Below are 17,066 nucleotides of genomic sequence, written 5' to 3'. Positions count from 1 at the left end.
GTAATTATAGGCAGGATTTCCAGAGAAATTATTTTGCTAAAAATTTATGTAATTCACATGATAAAACTTATGTTTTATCATGGAAATATTCTGATTGTTCGTAGCCTTTTATGTGGTTTAATTCTTGGCGGCATCGTTGGCATAATTCGGGGATTAACTAAACCAGGAATAGATGAATATTATCGACCAAATCAAGGAATGTTCCAGTCTATCGGCAATTCTTTGATATTTGGGCTGATCACGGGAATCATTATGTTTATGGGGGCGAAATTTTTACGCTGGATTCCTGTTGCTTGGGGAATTTATGGACTATATTTTGGCATGGCGGCTGGGGGTGGCGCTGCTTTTCTCAAACATTTTATCCTCCGTTTAATATTATATTTTAACGGCGATATTCCCTGGAACTATGCTCGTTTTTTAGATTGGGCAACGGAACGGATATTTTTACAAAAAGTTGGCGGCGGTTATATTTTTATTCACCGGCTTTTGTTAGAACATTTTGCCCGAATGAAATAGCAAGGCAGGGGAGCGGGGAGCGGGGGAACAGGGGCGCAAGCATTGCGCCCCTACAGGGGTATTGTTTTGATGATAAAATTGCTGTGATGGGATAATTTATAGAGATAAGTAATCAAAAGCGATCGCCATTCGAGGTAGGTTCTCGGTAAACTTCTAAACATTGCTCATTAATATCGACTAACCACACTTCTCAATATAGAAACCGGGTTTCTATGGAGTAGCCTGAAGCCTTAGAAATTTTCAAATTGGAAAATCAGAAAATCACCAAATCCTGGGGTTATTGCCCTATGATGGATATTCTCAATCAGATTAATCAGCCTCGACCTTAAGGGAATTATGAGAAAGTTCCATGACAGTCTAAGTTTTATCGAAATTGTTAAATCTCAACGGTATCCATCGTTTCGAGATGACTAATATCATTCCAAACCATAAGACTCCAACCCCCGTTAACATACTCAAAAGCACAGAAGTTAGCATTGTCTTGCTGAAAAGGCAAAGGCTTTTTATGGATAATTCCCAGCACTTCTTCAAAAAAACACATTAAGATCCCACCATGAGTAACCACTACAACCGTTTCATCTGAATGCCGTTGAGCGATCGCGGTCAATACCCGAAAACTTCTCTGTCTAAGTTGCCTTAAACTTTCGCCTTCAGGGATGAGATATTCAAAAACATTACGTTCATAATCTTGTCGTTCTTGGGGAAATTTTTCGTGCATTTCAGGAAGGGTTAATCCTTGAAAAATGCCGAAATTCCATTCTCGTAATTCTGAGTTAAAAATAACTTTTTTGTCACAGATTGAAGCAATGATATTTGCCGTTTCAGCCGCACGCCCCAAGTCACTGCTATAAAGAGTCGTAAAAGAAAGACGACGCAGGCGATCGCCAAGGGCATAAGCTTGTCGGATTCCCTTCGGAGTCAAAGGACTATCTAATTGCCCCATTGCCCTATCCTGTAGATTCCATTCAGCTTCGCCATGACGGACGATGATCATTTTCATGTTTTGTTATCGTGGGAAAATTACTGAAGGAATATTAGCACTCTTAAGGGATTCGCGCTTTAGGGAAAAAAGCATTATTACACCACAAGTTCGGTAGAGCAATTTTCCCGAACTCATTAAAGAGAATGAGATAGCCTAGCAATTATCATTCTAGCAGAAAAGTATTTATCCATCTATCTTGTCAATTTTTCAAAAAAGTGATATATTATCATAGAAGCGAATTGTGAATTTTATGGAAAAAATATCCGCCGAAAATATTACAAAAGATCCCCTATTCCTGACTCTTTGCGATGCAGGGAGTCCCAAGGTAGATACCCTGCGCTTATCGCTTCATGGCAACTTACGCATATTAGAAACCTATTGCCCCCAGTTAGAATTGCTTTCCAAAATCTTTAAAGTCCAAGAGTTTCTAAATGCTGACACCACCATACCTGACGACAATATAATTGTTTTTACAGATGCCTACGATGTGGCTTGTTTACGTTATGATCCCCAAGGATTGACGGATGATTTTAAAGCAACAGGCAAAGATTTAATTGTCGGAGCCGAGACGGTGTTTGCTCATCATAGTTCTGAGGTATTACCCTTTTTTCTATCTAATTACTTAACCAGAAAAGCTAAGTACATGAATTCAGGATTTATCATTGGCTATAAATGGGCTTATAGGACGATGCTCAATTATATTTGTGATAATTTTGAGAACAGATACAGAACACCTAATAATTTTAATGATCAAAGGGTTTTGTCAAAATTTATGCTTGACAATAGCCAATTGAAACTATTAAAAATGGATATTGATAGCGACTTCAAATTTTGCTATACCCATACCTACGATAATAATCCCCTAGATTGTGAAAAAATCCCATCCTATTTTATTCATATCACTTGGTTGGCTCTTTCTATACAGGCAGAAGCTTGGGAAACCATGAAGGGATTTTATGGGCTATCTTCTGTTGCTTAAATTTAGGGTAGTGTTAGGGGTCGATGAGGGAATCGCTCCCCTCACCTCCCATTCAGAACGGAACGTGCCACTTTCACGGCATTCCGCTCCTGGCTGTGCGTGCTTTAACTTGCTCCTACTAAGGCGTCTTACGACATCCTGTTTGGCTTCGACTCATGCTTTTTTCCCCTTATGCCTAATGCCGCCTTGATGGTTAATTGGTCGTTCGATGTTTTGCATTCACCTTTCGCAGAGGCAGTTATCTGCTCAACCTTTGGCTCACTGTACGCACATTGGCTATTACATCCTATCCTTGCGGATGGCTTTGTTCATATAAGAGATACTTACAGGTCTACTTCACAGCCGCCCCACGTCAGCATATACCAGGCATTACCCTGGTCGTTGGCTTCTTAGGGCATCCCTTTCCCATATAGGCTTGCGCTTACACTTATCACTACTCATTGCTGAGAGCCAGTATGGGGTTACTTCGTTCCGTGGCTTTGGGATTATTAGTTTTAGGATACTGTCCTATCCCCCTGGGTACTTTTGGGACTTCTTAATACATGAGCCGCAAAACTCCTGTATCTTTTGTGGATGAAAAGCGAAATTCTCCACCTTTCCCCTTGACCTTTTTGGTCGCAGCGTATCAACCAGATTTCGCTACATAATAGTTGAGAGGGTTCAAGTCGGACCTTAGCCTCACGGCTGACCTTGACTAATTGGCTTGAAGGGATTCTCAAACTGGTTAAGAGTTACCTCCTTTTCAGCCCGCTTCACGCCTTTGATGGTGAGTCTCCGGGTGGGGCTGATGCCTAATTACCCCCGGCAATTGTTTGCCGGAAAGTCCGGGTATTTGTCCTCCGTTTAGGACAACAAAGCCACAGTTATAACGGTTCGGAAACCATTACCACGCGCACGTTTCAGGTATTACCATCCACTTTTCGCGTGAACGAATCGCACTCTGCATCAACTAGATTAAAAAAATCCTGATTTAAGATAACCTTTTCTAACATACCCAGAAAGAATAGAATCTGTTTTTGTCCTTTAGACATAATATACAGACGTTTGTATAAAGCTACTAACTGTGAATCTCCTTCACTACGGGCTTGAAGATAAGCTTGGAATTGTGTAACTCTGTGTTTTGCAAAAAATTCATAGAGATTATCTCCTTCAACTAATTCCTGAGCGCGTCGTTCAAATTTGGCTTTCCAATTTGATAAACCAACAGAATCATAATGTAATAATCTTAATTCATGACTTTGTTTGATAATTGTATCATCAGCACATTCCTCTGGTTCATGTATCCCATATTTTTTGATTTTAGGGCTAATCTTAATTAGCATTTTCGATGTCTCATAAGCTCTGAAATATTGACCTCCACAGAAGGATTGAGAGCAACCCAGCATTTTTGCCGCCCATATTTGCAACTTATTTGGTCTCTTTTTAAAGAGAGTTGGCATAAAAATATGCTCATAGGTTTCTTGCTCAGAGACTACTTCCATGACGTGGAAATTTAACCCATCAGCTTGGCAATCCCTCAGCACTTGTTTAATATCTCTTAAGGGATAAATTAATTCATCACAATCTATATGGGTCATCCAACTACAGTTTTTGCTGATTGCAATTTTCACCCCTTCATTTACATTGGTAATTTGTCTATCGAGAACTATAGGTGGTCTTGGCTCAGTTGTTTGAGTCCAATATTCCGATGAACAGGGAACTACAGTGACATTTTCATAGTTGGCAAAAAACTTTATGCCTTCATCCAAGGGATCGTCAAAAAAAAGAATAATTTCGTCTATTCCAATGTTTAAATGATAATTCACATACATTGTAAGCTGACTGAGGGGAGCTTTTACGGTAGAAATAATTGCTAATTTTTCCATTGTTTCTTTTGCTTTTTTCCATTATAGTTATCTTTAACGGTGCATTCCTGTAATGATTAAAAAGGGCTGGGCTGTGACAAAATGGATCTGATTTTCCATATTTCTTACTGCCTAGACCTTAATCCCAAGACGGACTTCTTTATCAATTCGTGTTAACATCGGAGGCGGAACTTTCTTGAAATAATCATCTGTAGCTTTACGAGATCCAGCCCAACAGCCATAGTCATCAACAATGAGAACGCCTCCGGTTGAGAGTCGAGGATAGAGTAGTTCAAATTCTAGGGCGGTGGATTCATACCAATCGGTATCTAAGCGCAAAACTGAGATGGTTTCTGGCTTTATTTTTGGCAATGTTTCGATAACATCTCCTTCAATAAAATTAATTTCAAAATCAAAATTATAGGCGGAGAAAGCCGTTTTAACATCATCTAATAAGGCGTAACACCAGCCAATTTTATCACCATACTTTTCGATCATTTCAAAGCCAGTGTTTCCCCGTTTGTCCACATCAAATTCGGTGGGGGTTGGCATACCCCGAAATGTGTCATATAGATATAGTTGGCGATCGCGGATGTTTCGCGCTTTCATAATTAAGGCAGCCAGTAAAGAGCTTCCGCCTCTCCATACACCGCATTCTACAATATCACCAGGTATATTCCGATCGAGTACATAGTTAACTGATGTATAAAGGGCAAAAACAGCCTCTTTACTCGTCATGGTGTAGGGCATAACCTGTTGATATAAATCCATGAACACGGGATCTTTATCAATATCGGGCGTGACGGGATCTATCATAGTCACTTGATGCTTGGTGGAGAAAACGATTGTGCGTTCAGTAGTCATGGCAACAGTAAAGGTTTAGGAATGGTTCAATCAGATTGATTTTACAAGGCTTTCGTGATTATACATTAATTTTTACCAATCTTTACCTCCAGTTAGTGCGAGATGATGATGGATCGATATGCTGGATAATTATTAGACCTTCATTTCCTCGTAGCTCAACAGTGTGTCCCAATTGTCCTCCCTGCCGATCCATGAATGTAGAAAGGAGAACTGTTGACTGGTTACGAAAGTCTGTCGGTAAGATCCATTCCTGGTATTGAGAACTGAAATTCAACGCTACAATGATATCTGATGTCTCGTTAAAGCGTTGGTAGCAGAAAAGCTCTGGGGGTGAATATAAAGAAAGGTATTCACCAAGTTGTAGGGCGGATTGTTGCCGACGTAACCGCAACAGCGATCGCGTCAGTGCCAGAAATGATCGGGAGTTATGCTTCTGTGCCTTGACATTGATACTGCTGTAGTCATGGGTGATCGGTAGCCAAGGCTGGACTGATTCCCCACAAAAACCGCCATTAGCCGAGTTATCCCAGAGCATCGGAGTGCGTTCAGGATCGCGCCCCACCCCAATACCCGGAGCTTTTATTTCCCAAGGATCTTGGATATGCTCGGAGGGAATCCAGCCATCTTCCATACCCAGTTCATCTCCGTAGTAAATCGTTGGTGTACCCCGAAGCGTCAGCAATAGCATCATGCCGATTTTGGCTTGAGCAAGTCCAATTCTGCTGGCGACGCGATGCTTATCATGATTGCCCAAGGACCAATTCGGCCATGCACCGACTGGCAGTAATCTCTCGTAACGCTCAACAATTTCTCTAACGGATTCGGCACTCCATTGAAAGTCAGAAGACATCAATTCTGAATTGAGGGGTAAATGCAGTTCATCATTGGCTCCATAGTGCTTAATAATTTCTTCTAGGGATTTATATAGTTCACCAATCAAAACGCGATCGCCATACTGATCGACAAGGCTTCGTAGCACGCGATTAAAATCGTGAATTTCTGGTATATTCTTGCTAAAAACTTCAATCAAGCGATCGGACGGTTCCATGCCCGGATGCCAGTTGGGATTCACAGGATTATCTCGAAACTGCGAATCTTTGAAGGCACGATAAGCGGCATCAACCCGAATTCCATCCACACCTCGCTGTAACCAAAAATGAAGTACATTTAACATAGCCTCTTTAGCATCAGGGTTACGCCAATTAACATCTGGCTGCTCCTTAAGAAATGAGTGTAGATAATACTGCTCTGTTTTATCATCCCATTCCCAGGCAGAAAGCCCATCAAAACGGCCAAGCCAATTATTAGGAAATTCACCGTTTGGGCCTGGATCTTTCCATATATACCAGTCTCGCTTAGGATTCGTCCGCGAAGCGCGGGATTCAATAAACCATGAATGCTGATCAGAAGTATGGGCAGCCACAAAGTCAATCACAATCTTGAGATTGCGCTCATGGCAAGATCGGATCAAGGTATCTAGTTCTGAAAGGTTGCCAAAGATAGGATCAACATTCTTATGATCGCTAACATCATAACCAAAATCGGCCATAGGAGAAGGATAGAATGGTGTCACCCAAATGGCATCTATCCCCAGCCATTCTAAATAATCGAGTCTCTGGATAATGCCGGGGATATCTCCGATGCCGTCCCCATTTGAGTCCTGAAAACTGCGTAGATAAGTTTGATAAATAACAGAAGAATTCCACCAAGGAGAATGAGACATTTCTGGTATGGGTAAGTAAAAACAATGAACAATTATTTACATTCATAAGTATCAATTATAACATATCCCTTGGCATAACAAGTCTTTTTTTCTCAGGCTTACTGTCCGTGGGATCATCCCGAATTGGCAAATATATCGGTAGGGGCGAAGCATTCCGGTAGTAAATCCTTCTTTTTAACCAATAAGCTATCTGCCGGAATGCTTCGCCCCTACAAAGTTGGTTGTACATTCTCTGGTAGGATCTACCATACCAAATAAATTGCCCGTACAAAAACAACGACTTCACTAACGATGATGATAGCACAGCAAAAAATTCATGTGACCTGTATATTTACCCATGCCATCCGTTGGGTTCCCTTTGAATTGGTTGCCAAATATATTGACAAGAATAAATTTGACATTGACTATGTGATTTTGAATGAACGTGATCCCATGATCGCGTGTTTAAAAGAGCTTAATATTCGTCATACAGTGACTTCCTTTCCTGACTATAGCAATACTCCAGAAATGGTCAAATTCCTCTATGAACATTTGCTCAAAAATAAGACTGATATTGTTCACACTCATTGGTTCGCGGGAAGTTTTGCCGGAATGCAAGCCGCGTATTATGCCCAGGTTCCCGTCCGAATATTCACTAGAGAACACCCTTCAATTAAATACTATACACGCCATGCGGCTAGTAAACATCGTTTAATCTGGGAATGTGCCACTAATGTTATTGCTGTTACGAATAAAAGCAAAGAAGGCATGATAGAAGACGGCATACCTGAGCAGAAGATCGCACTTATACCGACTGGATTTGATGTCAGTGAATATGAGAATGTAGAGACTTCACGCATCGATCAATTGCGAGCCAAATATTTAGCAAATCACCAAGGCCCAGTTATTGGCGTGGCGGCGAGGTATGTTCGCTGGAAAGGCGTTGAATACGTCATTGAAGCCTATAAAAAGGTTCTCGAAACTTATCCTAATGCTCTCTTAGTCCTTTCAGGTACAGGGATCGATCGTACCAACCTAGAGGAGAAGATTCGTAAGGCACGCAAAGAAGATATTGTTGCTCCTCAATACGACGACATTATCAGCATTACAGAAAAGTTGTCGCAATTACCTAATCATAGTTATATTGAAATTCCCTTTGAACCGGATCTTTTTGCTTTGTTTAAATTATTTGATGTTTTTGTTCATGTGCCTACTGATGATATTCAAGAAACTTTCGGACAAGTTTATGTAGATGCCATGCTTTCTAGAGTTCCATCGGTTATTACCCTTGCGGGTAGTGCGGCGGATCATGCTATCCATCAAGAAAATGCCTGGGTTGTTGATTACAAAAACAGCGAGCAAATTGCTGAAGGAATATTCGCACTCTTAAAGGATTCCCACCTTAGAGAAAAAATGATTAACAATGCTTTTCTTTGCGCCCAACAATATGACATCAAGAATCATATTCAACGAATTGAGAAATTCTATGTTTCTGAGCTAGAAAAAAGCAGGAAGGAGAATGTCTCAGATTACCACAGGGAAGATGCCTGTTCCACATAGTGGTTATACACTTGAGATTCCTAGCCTAAGTTTCCGGTTTAAAAATGATAGTTAGCTAGATATTCTAATGCCATTCTCGAACCGTAGGCGACTGCCTTTTTTTGAGATTCTTTTGGTAACAAACCATGATCAAGTAGTTGATTGACTTCATCTTGATTATGGAGAGGGACTAATCGCAAATGTTCGCTCAGGGCAACGGTTTTAAAATAGCTATCAGGTTGCTCAGTTTGAGTGACAAAAACTAGGTCAGTTTCACTGGTAAAGGGATTACCCGCAATTCCAATTAATTTGGTATTCTCAGGATTTAAGGTTGAATGAATCCCGACTTCTTCCGCTAATTCCTGTTGAGCATCTGCATAAAAATTAACTTTTGCTAGGTCTTCTCTAAAGGTAGCTAAACCGGCAACAAAATTGAGTAAACCCGGATTATCCACATTGCCCGATCGCTCTCCAATATAAACATAACCCTCTTGAGAAATGGGAACAACAGTTACAGCGATCGCCTTAGCAAAATAGGCGTAGGGATCTTGATAATTTTCTAGTCCTTTAAGCATTAATTTCAAAGCATCGGTTTTACTGCGATGTAAATCCTGGGCGTAACGGGGGTAAGTCGTTGGCCCCGTTTCTAAAAATAAGACTTGATTTTCCAGAAACCAATGGCCTGTAACTCCGGCGCCAGACCATCGCAATTTACGATCATCATAATCCCCAGGATTACGACCATCAGTAATTTCTCCCCGCTCAATTTGGGGTTGAATAACCTGCTGAATATAATCCTGAAAACGAGTTGAAATCGGTTCTCCTTGCCAATTTTGAGGAGCTTCACCATAGGAGGCACAAATCGCTTTAATTGCGCCGAATTCCTGATGCTCTAAAAGCACAATATAGTCTTTATTTTGCCGTAAAGATTCGATCAGGCGATCGCCTTTAGGTAGTGATAAAACTCTCTGGCAAATTTGCTCTAAAATAGTATTAAATTCATAGTTTTGCATTGATCTACTTTATTATTATTGTCAAAAATTTAAGATTTAATTATTTTGATAAAATTCTCGAATTTTATCAATCACAAAATCCTGTTCTTCTGTTGTTAAACTATAGGAAGACGGTAGAGAAATCCCTTTTTCGTAGGCATTTTCACTAATCGGATAGGTTTGACTCTGATCTACCATATCCCGATAGCAAGGTTGCTGATGCAAAGGACAGAAAAAGCGACGATTTTGAATGCTTTCATTGAGTAAATAGGTTTCCAGTTCAGCCCGATTTTCACTATAAAAAGAGGTAAACCAATGGACAGGGGAACAGCGTCGATCAATGGTTAAAATTTGTAACTGAGGAATATCAGCCAATTCTCGATCATACTTGTCATAAATTTCCTGTTTCTTTTGGATAATCGCCGGTAATTTTTCTAATTGAGCCACCCCGATCGCTGATTGTAATTCCGTAATGGAAAAATTAAAACCAATATGCTCATGGACAAAGGTCCCTCGGCGATCGCGTCCATGATTTTTCAGACGACGACAAGCTAGGGCAATCTCATCATTTTGGGTCAAAATAATCCCCCCTTCTCCACAGGTAATCGTCTTATTGCCATAGAAAGAAATCGCGCTGACATCGCCCTGTAAACCAACGTGTTCACCCTTAAATTTCACCCCGATCGCCTGGGCCGCATCCTCAATAACTTTCAGATTATATTGAGCGGCAAATTCCAAAACTGCCGTTAAATCTGCACTTTGTCCGTACAAATGCACAGGCATAATCGCCTTGGTTTTCTCCGTGACCAGTTTTTCCGCCGCTTCGACATCAATACATAAAGTATCGGCTTTAATTTCGCAAAAAATAGGTTTTGCTCCCGCCATAATCACCGCATTAGAAGAAGCCACAAAGGTTAAATTGGGAACAATAACTTCATCGCCATAACCGATATTTAGGGCTTTCAACCCACAATACAGAGCCGTTGTGCCATTAGATGTCGCGATCGCGTGTTTCGCCCCGGTTATTTTTTGCACTCCGGCTTCAAACTCAGCAGTAATTTGGTTCTCGGTCAAGTATGTAGAGTCTATGACACGCTTGACGGCTTCTAACTCAGCTTGATCAATCCAGGGCTCAATTTGCAGAATCATTCCCATGATATTTTCCTTCATTTAGACAAAAAACCAACATATTCACCAGTCGTTAATGAATCACTAACGCTCGTTTAAGGATTATACACTAGGCTGATTAATTTGACGAATAATTTCAGTCATCGGCCAATAACCCCAAGATGCTGTAATTTTCTGATTTTCCAATTTGAAAATCTCTAAAGCTTCAAATTCCACTCGTAATCCACTCGGGGGGAAACCCGCAAATTCCCCCAACTGCGTCCCGGTAAAACGACCGCGAAAGACCACTTTATTATCTTCTTCAATCAAATCGTCAATGCGTACCTGAATATCGGGGAAACTGGCATGAGTTTTCTTTAAAATGGCGATCGCATCTTCAATACTTCTAACTTGGGGTAAACTATGATCGTAATAGTTAGGCACAAAATAACTATACATCCCTTGGTAATCTTTATTGTTATATATTTCAAAAAAGCCCGCCACTATTTCTTTATTAGTTAAATCACTCATAAAATTTTACCCAAAATATTCTCCACCATTATAACAGAATTTTGTCAGTTGCTTCGATTCAACGCAAAATGATTAATTAAAAAAATCACCAATAAGAGCGATCGATCATTAAAAAACCAAATAGGACAAAGGTTTCAGAGATATAGTGACTTCAAATAACTCTCCGATCCGGCTCACCTGAACGTCTTCAGGTTTTATTTATCAAAAGTCTCTAGGCCGCTGGATTCGGGTAAGCACGATGAATTTGATCGATATTAGCCAAAATAATCTCATCTAATTCAATGTTAACACTCTCCAGATTTTCTTGCAGTTGTTCAATTTTGGTAGCTCCAACAATCGTGCTAGTAACAAACCAACGACTTCTCACATAAGCTAAGGCTAATTGGGCGGGTGTCATCCCGTTTTCATGGGCTAAATTGACATAAAGTTTGGTAGCTTCCATTATAGATTTTTGATCGTAATGGGAATAGATTTCTTTAAATAGGTCTAATCGAGATTTTTGGGGAATATCCGTTAAATATTTGCCTGTTAAAAATCCAAAAGCTAAAGGGTTATATGCTAATAATCCAACATGATTTAACCGACAGGCTTCGGCTAAATTGACATGAAATAGACGGTTCAAAAGACTAAAGCCATTTTGAATAGACACAATTTTAGGTAAATTCAATTGTTTGGCGATATGACAAAATTCACAAACTCCCCAAGCGGTTTCGTTACTAACTCCTAAATAACGAATTTTACCCGCTTTAATCAGAGTGGCAAAAACTTCTAATTGTTCAGCAATGGGTATAGTTTCCCTTTCCCATTGAGGATCATAGTCAGGCTGACCGAAAAGAGGAACATAGCGATCAGGCCAATGAATTTGGTATAGGTCAATATAATCGGTTTTTAAACGTTTCAGACTGCCTTCGATCGCTTCGGTGACATTGGCTTTATCAATCCGATTTTTCCCGTTTCTAATCCAAGTTAGTTGAGGACTAACACCGGCAATTTTAGTGGCAATTATTAACTTGTCTCGTGGCTGGTTAATTAACCAATTGCCAATATATTCCTCGGTCATGCCCTGGGTTTTTGTTGGATTGGGAAAAGGATATGTTTCGGAGGTGTCAATAAAGTTAACCCCTTGAGAAACCGCATAATCTAAGAGTTGGTGAGCCTCTTCTTTGGTGTTCTGATATCCATAAGTCATTGTTCCTAGGCAAATCTCAGAAACTCGTATATCGCTATCACATAATTGGTTGTATTTCATCTTAAGTTTATGTAAGCGTTAGATTAGACAAATTAGACAAAATTTTGAGGCATTGAGTGAAAAATATCAACGACAGCCATCAAGTGTCTAGTGAGAAAGAAAACGAACAAAAGGCTATAAAATCTATTCCCTCCACAACAAACAGAAGGAAAGAACATGATATAGGCATCAGCCTTGATTCATCAAAAGCTACCATATATATATGCCACTTTTTTGCTGCCACCGCTAGTACATCGGCGTTGGAGTTGACTACAGTGGTATTTTGCCAACTCAACCCCGCTCTAAGTCTATTGTGAGAACATTTGTGAGAACATTTTGCCCGAATGCGATCGCCAGCAGAGGAGCTTTCGGGGGACGCGGCAGAGGGAAAAACATCTTTCCAGGGCAAATTTAGGCAAATTATGACAAAAAAATATAGAATTCCCGGTTAATCCCGAAAATCCAGATAAAATAAGTCTGCTGTAATAACGGTGCAATTGCCTCCTCATGTCTGCAATCTCCGAATCTCCCTTTTCCCCCGAAGAAATCGCCTCCGAAGGTATTACTCCTGCGGAATATGAAGAAATCTGTAAGCGTCTCAGACGCCACCCCAACAAAGCCGAACTGGGGATGTTTGGCGTCATGTGGTCGGAACACTGCTGCTACAAGAACTCCAAACCCCTCCTGAGCCAATTTCCCACTCAAGGTCCGAGAATTTTAGTTGGGCCGGGGGAAAATGCCGGAGTGGTAGACCTGGGCGACGGTTTACGACTGGCGTTTAAAATTGAGTCCCATAATCACCCAAGTGCGATCGAACCCTTCCAAGGGGCTGCCACTGGGGTTGGCGGTATTCTGCGGGACATCTTTACAATGGGTGCTCGACCGATCGCCCTTTTCAATGCCCTGCGCTTTGGTTCCCTCGATGATGCCCGGACTCGGCGCTTATTTGCGGGGGTCGTTGATGGGATCTCACATTACGGGAACTCGGTTGGCGTACCCACCGTGGGCGGTGATGTTTACTTTGACCCCGCTTACACTGGCAACCCCTTGGTCAATGTCATGGCTTTGGGCATCATGGAAACCCCGGAAATTGTCAAAGCCGGTGCCTCTGGAGTGGGCAACCCCGTGCTCTATGTGGGTTCCACCACCGGACGGGATGGTATGGGGGGCGCGGCATTTGCCAGTGTGGAATTGAGCGATAAATCAATGGACGATCGCCCCGCAGTCCAAGTAGGCGACCCTTTCCTGGAAAAATCCCTGATTGAAGCTTGCCTGGAAGCCTTTAAAACTGGTGCAGTAGTTGCCGCCCAAGATATGGGGGCAGCCGGGATTACTTGTTCCACCTCAGAAATGGCGGCCAAAGGTGGTTTGGGCATTGAACTGGATTTAGATAAAATTCCAGTACGGGAAGCGGGGATGATTCCGTATGAATATCTGCTGTCCGAGTCCCAAGAACGGATGCTGATGGTTGCCCAGAAAGGACGGGAACAGGAATTAATTGATATTTTCCACCGTTGGGGACTTCATGCGGTGGTTGCCGGAACTGTCCTAGAAGAACCGATCGTGCGGATTTTATTCCGAGGCGGTGTAGCGGCAGAAATTCCCGCCAGTGCTTTGGCCGATGATACGCCGATTTACGATCGCCAACTTCTCAGCGAACCGCCAGAATATGCCCAAAAAGCTTGGGAATGGTCTGTGAATGATTTACCCAGTTGTACCCGTGAAGGGATAGAACTCAACGGCAAGCAGCATTCTTGGCAAGATATCCTCTTGCAACTCCTCGATACTCCCAGCATCGCTTCTAAACATTGGGTATATCGGCAGTATGACCATCAAGTGCAAAATAACACCGTGTTGCTGCCCGGAGGGGCTGATGCGGGGGTGGTGCGCTTGCGTCCGCAACTGGAAACATCTGGACAGTTTAATCGGGCTGTAGCGGGTGTGGTAGATTGCAATCCCCGTTATGTCTATCTCGACCCCTACGAAGGGGCAAAAGCGGTGATGGCGGAAGCTGCCCGGAATTTAAGCTGTGTCGGGGCTGAACCTTTGGCGATTACGGATAACTTGAATTTTGGTAGTCCCGAAAAACCCATCGGCTATTGGCAATTAGCTTCCGCTTGTCGCGGTATTGCCGAAGCTTGTGAGGAATTCGGCACCCCTGTGACCGGGGGAAATGTTTCGCTGTATAACGAAACCCTGGATTCACAAGGCAATCCGACGCCAATTTATCCGACTCCGGTAATTGGGATGGTGGGATTAATCCGCGATTTGCAGCAAATTTGTGGCCAAGGTTTTCAACACTCTGGGGATGTGATTTATCTGCTGGGATTAGCTTTAGACCACCCGACAAGCGTTCGCCTCACTCTGGGGGCTTCAGAATATCTCGCCGCCATTCATGGGGTGGTTGCCGGGAAAACGCCCAAGGTGGATTTTGACCTAGAACGCCGCGTGCAAACCGCTTGTCGGACGGGTATTCGCGAGGGTTGGGTGCGATCGGCCCATGATAGCGCGGAGGGCGGCTTTGCCGTAGCCCTGGCTGAATCTTGCATCAGCGGCAACTTGGGCGCGGAAATTCATCTGCCTTTTACTGTGGCCAACAGTCCTAAACGTTGGGATGAATTGTTATTTGCCGAAGGTGGTGGACGCATTATCGTATCTGTGGATGCGGCACATATTTCTGCTTGGGAATCCTATTTGACAGAAAAATTGGCGAATAACTGGCAAAAATTAGGCACTGTAGGGGCGGTTGGTGGAGATTTACGAATTTTCACGGATGTTAACCAGCCCTTAATCGCGGTAAGTATTAAGGAGATGAGCGATCGCTGGTATCAGGCGATCGAAAGGCGGATGCATTAATCTAACCCCAGAAACCGGGTTTCTTGGTTGCAGAACCCCAGAAACCGGGTTTCTTGGTTGGATCTCACCGTTAACTCTGATATTCACTCCCAGAAACCGGGTTTCTTTGTTGCAGGGTTTCTTGGTTGCAGAACCCCCAGAAACCGGGTTTCTTGGTTGCATCCCACAGTTAACTCTGATATTCACTCCCAGAAACCCGGTTTCTCGGCCCCAAGTTTCATAAATGTTAAGAAAGTATTAAGATTAGTTAACTGTATCCGAGAAACCCGGTTAATTGAAGCAACAGCGTTTCTAACCTGAAATGCAGCATCGATCCAAAATCTTTTAACTAACGATAACTAACGACCCCAAACCAAGGCACATTTCTATCCATGATTCCCAACTCTTCCGTTTCTTACCAGGTGAATGAGGCTGAACAGCCTCCTGAGAAATCTCTTTCTCAGGAAAATCAGGAAAATTTAGACGAAATCGAACGCCCAGATAAGCCCGAAGAGGCTTGTGGCGTTTTTGGCATCTATGCTCCCGGTGAAGATGTGGCCAAACTCACCTACTTTGGCCTTTTTGCTTTACAACATCGCGGTCAAGAATCCGCAGGTATCGCGATTTTTGACGATGGGCAAATTCACGTTCATAAAGAAATGGGATTAGTCTCCCAAGTCTTCAATGAAACCATCCTGCAACAGCTAAAGGGCAATATTGCCATTGGTCATAATCGCTACTCGACCACCGGATCGAGTCATGTGGTCAATGCCCAACCTGCGGTCTTGGAAACCCGCTTAGGCCCGGTTGCTTTAGCCCATAACGGCAACTTGGTGAATACCAGTCAACTGAGAGAAAAGTTGCTGGAAAAAGATTGTAATCTAGTCACCACCACTGATTCAGAGATGATCGTTCATGCGATCGCTGAAGAAGTGAATAGTGGTAAAGACTGGTTGTCAGGGGCGATCGCGGCTTTCCAGCAATGCATCGGCGCCTTCAGTCTCACCATTGGCACCCCGGAAGGCATCATGGGAACTCGTGACCCCCACGGGATTCGACCCCTGGTGATTGGCATCATCCCCAGCCAACCGCAGCGTTACGTCCTCGCTTCGGAAACCTGCGCTTTGGACATTATCGGCGCGGAATATCTCAGAGATGTGGAACCTGGGGAATTAGTTTGGATTACCGAAGCAGGTCTATCTTCCTATCATTGGGCAAAACCGGAGCGAAAACTCTGCATCTTTGAAATGATTTACTTTGCCCGTCCCGATAGCTTGGTTCACGACGAAACCTTGTACAGCTATCGCTTGCGTCTGGGTCGCCAACTTGCCCGCGAAGCCCCGGCAGATGTGGATATTATCATCGGCGTTCCTGACTCTGGCATTCCGGCGGCGATCGGCTTTTCCCAAGAATCGGATATTCCTTACGCCGAAGGACTGATTAAAAATCGCTATGTGGGTCGTACCTTCATCCAGCCCACTCAATCGATGCGCGAGTCGGGAATTCGGATGAAGCTTAACCCCTTGAAAGATGTGTTGACGGGCAAACGGGTAGTGATGGTCGATGATTCCATTGTGCGGGGCACGACCAGCCGAAAAATTGTCAAAGCCCTGCGAGATGCGGGGGCAACGGAGGTGCATATGCGGATTTCCTCCCCACCCGTGACTCACCCTTGCTTCTATGGTATCGACACGGACAACCAAGACCAATTGATTGCTGCCACGAAATCTGTGGCACAAATTAAAGAACAAATTGGGGTAGATTCTTTGGCTTACCTAAGTTGGGAAGGAATGCTAGAAGCCACGGGAGAAAATACCAATCATTTCTGTTCTGCTTGCTTTACTGGAGATTATCCAATTGGTGTCCCCGATGCCCTGAAACGTTCTAAGTTGATGTTAGAAAAAGTCTAAGGCGATCGAGTGAATTAACGGATTTTTTATCCTTAAG

At 42.8% G+C, this 17,066-nt stretch carries 13 protein-coding genes; 5 read left to right on the top strand and 8 right to left on the bottom strand.

The annotated features are described in order from the left end of the window. Positions 1-69 precede the first annotated feature (69 nt). A complete protein-coding gene (locus ABWT76_RS25775; protein WP_054464864.1) occupies positions 70-516 on the top strand; it encodes a hypothetical protein in 447 nt (148 codons plus the stop codon). 376 nt (positions 517-892) lie between these two features. On the opposite strand, the gene ABWT76_RS25770 is transcribed toward ABWT76_RS25775, so the two are convergent. Beyond that, a complete protein-coding gene (locus ABWT76_RS25770) occupies positions 893-1,516 on the bottom strand; it encodes a histidine phosphatase family protein (RefSeq protein WP_354635177.1) in 624 nt (207 codons plus the stop codon). Between the two features lie 223 nt (positions 1,517-1,739). On the opposite strand from ABWT76_RS25770, the gene ABWT76_RS25765 reads away from it, so the two are divergent. After that, positions 1,740-2,477: a glycosyltransferase domain-containing protein gene (locus ABWT76_RS25765; RefSeq protein WP_354635176.1), complete on the top strand. Its 738-nt coding sequence runs from the start codon at positions 1,740-1,742 to the stop codon at positions 2,475-2,477. 899 nt (positions 2,478-3,376) lie between these two features. Here ABWT76_RS25765 and ABWT76_RS25760 read toward each other — a convergent pair. The 3 genes from ABWT76_RS25760 to ABWT76_RS25750 all read right to left on the bottom strand — a co-directional run bounded on the left by ABWT76_RS25760 (position 3,377) and on the right by ABWT76_RS25750 (position 6,908). Continuing rightward, positions 3,377-4,342 (bottom strand): glycosyltransferase family 2 protein, encoded by a 966-nt coding sequence (locus ABWT76_RS25760; protein ID WP_354635175.1) that lies wholly within the window; start codon positions 4,340-4,342, stop codon positions 3,377-3,379. Positions 4,343-4,453: 111 nt separating this feature from the next. Then, complete coding sequence (locus tag ABWT76_RS25755; RefSeq protein WP_354635174.1) at positions 4,454-5,185, bottom strand: TylF/MycF/NovP-related O-methyltransferase; 732 nt, start codon at positions 5,183-5,185, stop codon at positions 4,454-4,456. A gap of 82 nt (positions 5,186-5,267) precedes the next feature. After that, a complete protein-coding gene (locus ABWT76_RS25750; protein WP_354635173.1) occupies positions 5,268-6,908 on the bottom strand; it encodes an alpha-amylase family glycosyl hydrolase in 1,641 nt (546 codons plus the stop codon). A gap of 291 nt (positions 6,909-7,199) precedes the next feature. On the opposite strand from ABWT76_RS25750, the gene ABWT76_RS25745 reads away from it, so the two are divergent. Next, positions 7,200-8,447: a glycosyltransferase family 4 protein gene (locus ABWT76_RS25745; RefSeq protein ID WP_354635172.1), complete on the top strand. Its 1,248-nt coding sequence runs from the start codon at positions 7,200-7,202 to the stop codon at positions 8,445-8,447. Positions 8,448-8,485: 38 nt separating this feature from the next. Here the strand turns inward: ABWT76_RS25745 and ABWT76_RS25740 are convergent, their stop codons facing one another. From ABWT76_RS25740 to ABWT76_RS25725, 4 genes are all read right to left on the bottom strand, one after another. Then, entirely contained in the window at positions 8,486-9,439 is a 954-nt protein-coding gene (locus tag ABWT76_RS25740) for a hypothetical protein (protein WP_354635171.1), read from the bottom strand. A gap of 36 nt (positions 9,440-9,475) precedes the next feature. Beyond that, positions 9,476-10,573 (bottom strand): DegT/DnrJ/EryC1/StrS family aminotransferase, encoded by a 1,098-nt coding sequence (locus tag ABWT76_RS25735; RefSeq protein WP_354635170.1) that lies wholly within the window; start codon positions 10,571-10,573, stop codon positions 9,476-9,478. A 75-nt stretch (positions 10,574-10,648) separates the two neighbouring features. Further along, positions 10,649-11,056 (bottom strand): ester cyclase, encoded by a 408-nt coding sequence (locus ABWT76_RS25730; protein ID WP_354635169.1) that lies wholly within the window; start codon positions 11,054-11,056, stop codon positions 10,649-10,651. Positions 11,057-11,267: 211 nt separating this feature from the next. Then, on the bottom strand, positions 11,268-12,305 hold the full coding sequence (locus ABWT76_RS25725; protein WP_354635168.1) for an aldo/keto reductase: 1,038 nt from the start codon (positions 12,303-12,305) through the stop codon (positions 11,268-11,270). A gap of 486 nt (positions 12,306-12,791) precedes the next feature. On the opposite strand from ABWT76_RS25725, the gene purL reads away from it, so the two are divergent. Further along, the gene (gene purL, locus ABWT76_RS25720; RefSeq protein ID WP_354635167.1) at positions 12,792-15,140 is read left to right on the top strand and encodes a phosphoribosylformylglycinamidine synthase subunit PurL; all 2,349 of its coding nucleotides are present in this window, start codon (positions 12,792-12,794) and stop codon (positions 15,138-15,140) included. Positions 15,141-15,511: 371 nt separating this feature from the next. After that, complete coding sequence (gene purF / locus ABWT76_RS25715) at positions 15,512-17,029, top strand: amidophosphoribosyltransferase (protein WP_054464850.1); 1,518 nt, start codon at positions 15,512-15,514, stop codon at positions 17,027-17,029. The last annotated feature ends 37 nt before the right edge of the window (positions 17,030-17,066 follow it).

The sequence above is a fragment of the Planktothricoides raciborskii GIHE-MW2 genome, from assembly GCF_040564635.1.
GTDB lineage: Bacteria > Cyanobacteriota > Cyanobacteriia > Cyanobacteriales > Laspinemataceae > Planktothricoides > Planktothricoides raciborskii.
The sequence above is the reverse complement of the archived record's forward strand: the minus strand, read 5'-3'. Positions and strand labels throughout refer to the sequence as shown.

Coding starts and splice junctions, on each gene's coding strand:
- ABWT76_RS25735 (WP_354635170.1), bottom strand. CDS start 10,573: ATGGGAATGATTCTGCAAATTGAGCCCTGGATTGATCAAGCTGAGTTA.
- ABWT76_RS25770 (WP_354635177.1), bottom strand. CDS start 1,516: ATGAAAATGATCATCGTCCGTCATGGCGAAGCTGAATGGAATCTACAG.
- ABWT76_RS25725 (WP_354635168.1), bottom strand. CDS start 12,305: ATGAAATACAACCAATTATGTGATAGCGATATACGAGTTTCTGAGATT.
- ABWT76_RS25745 (WP_354635172.1), top strand. CDS start 7,200: ATGATGATAGCACAGCAAAAAATTCATGTGACCTGTATATTTACCCAT.
- ABWT76_RS25730 (WP_354635169.1), bottom strand. CDS start 11,056: ATGAGTGATTTAACTAATAAAGAAATAGTGGCGGGCTTTTTTGAAATA.
- ABWT76_RS25755 (WP_354635174.1), bottom strand. CDS start 5,185: ATGACTACTGAACGCACAATCGTTTTCTCCACCAAGCATCAAGTGACT.
- ABWT76_RS25740 (WP_354635171.1), bottom strand. CDS start 9,439: ATGCAAAACTATGAATTTAATACTATTTTAGAGCAAATTTGCCAGAGA.
- purL (WP_354635167.1), top strand. CDS start 12,792: ATGTCTGCAATCTCCGAATCTCCCTTTTCCCCCGAAGAAATCGCCTCC.
- purF (WP_054464850.1), top strand. CDS start 15,512: ATGATTCCCAACTCTTCCGTTTCTTACCAGGTGAATGAGGCTGAACAG.
- ABWT76_RS25775 (WP_054464864.1), top strand. CDS start 70: ATGTTTTATCATGGAAATATTCTGATTGTTCGTAGCCTTTTATGTGGT.
- ABWT76_RS25760 (WP_354635175.1), bottom strand. CDS start 4,342: ATGGAAAAATTAGCAATTATTTCTACCGTAAAAGCTCCCCTCAGTCAG.
- ABWT76_RS25750 (WP_354635173.1), bottom strand. CDS start 6,908: ATGTCTCATTCTCCTTGGTGGAATTCTTCTGTTATTTATCAAACTTAT.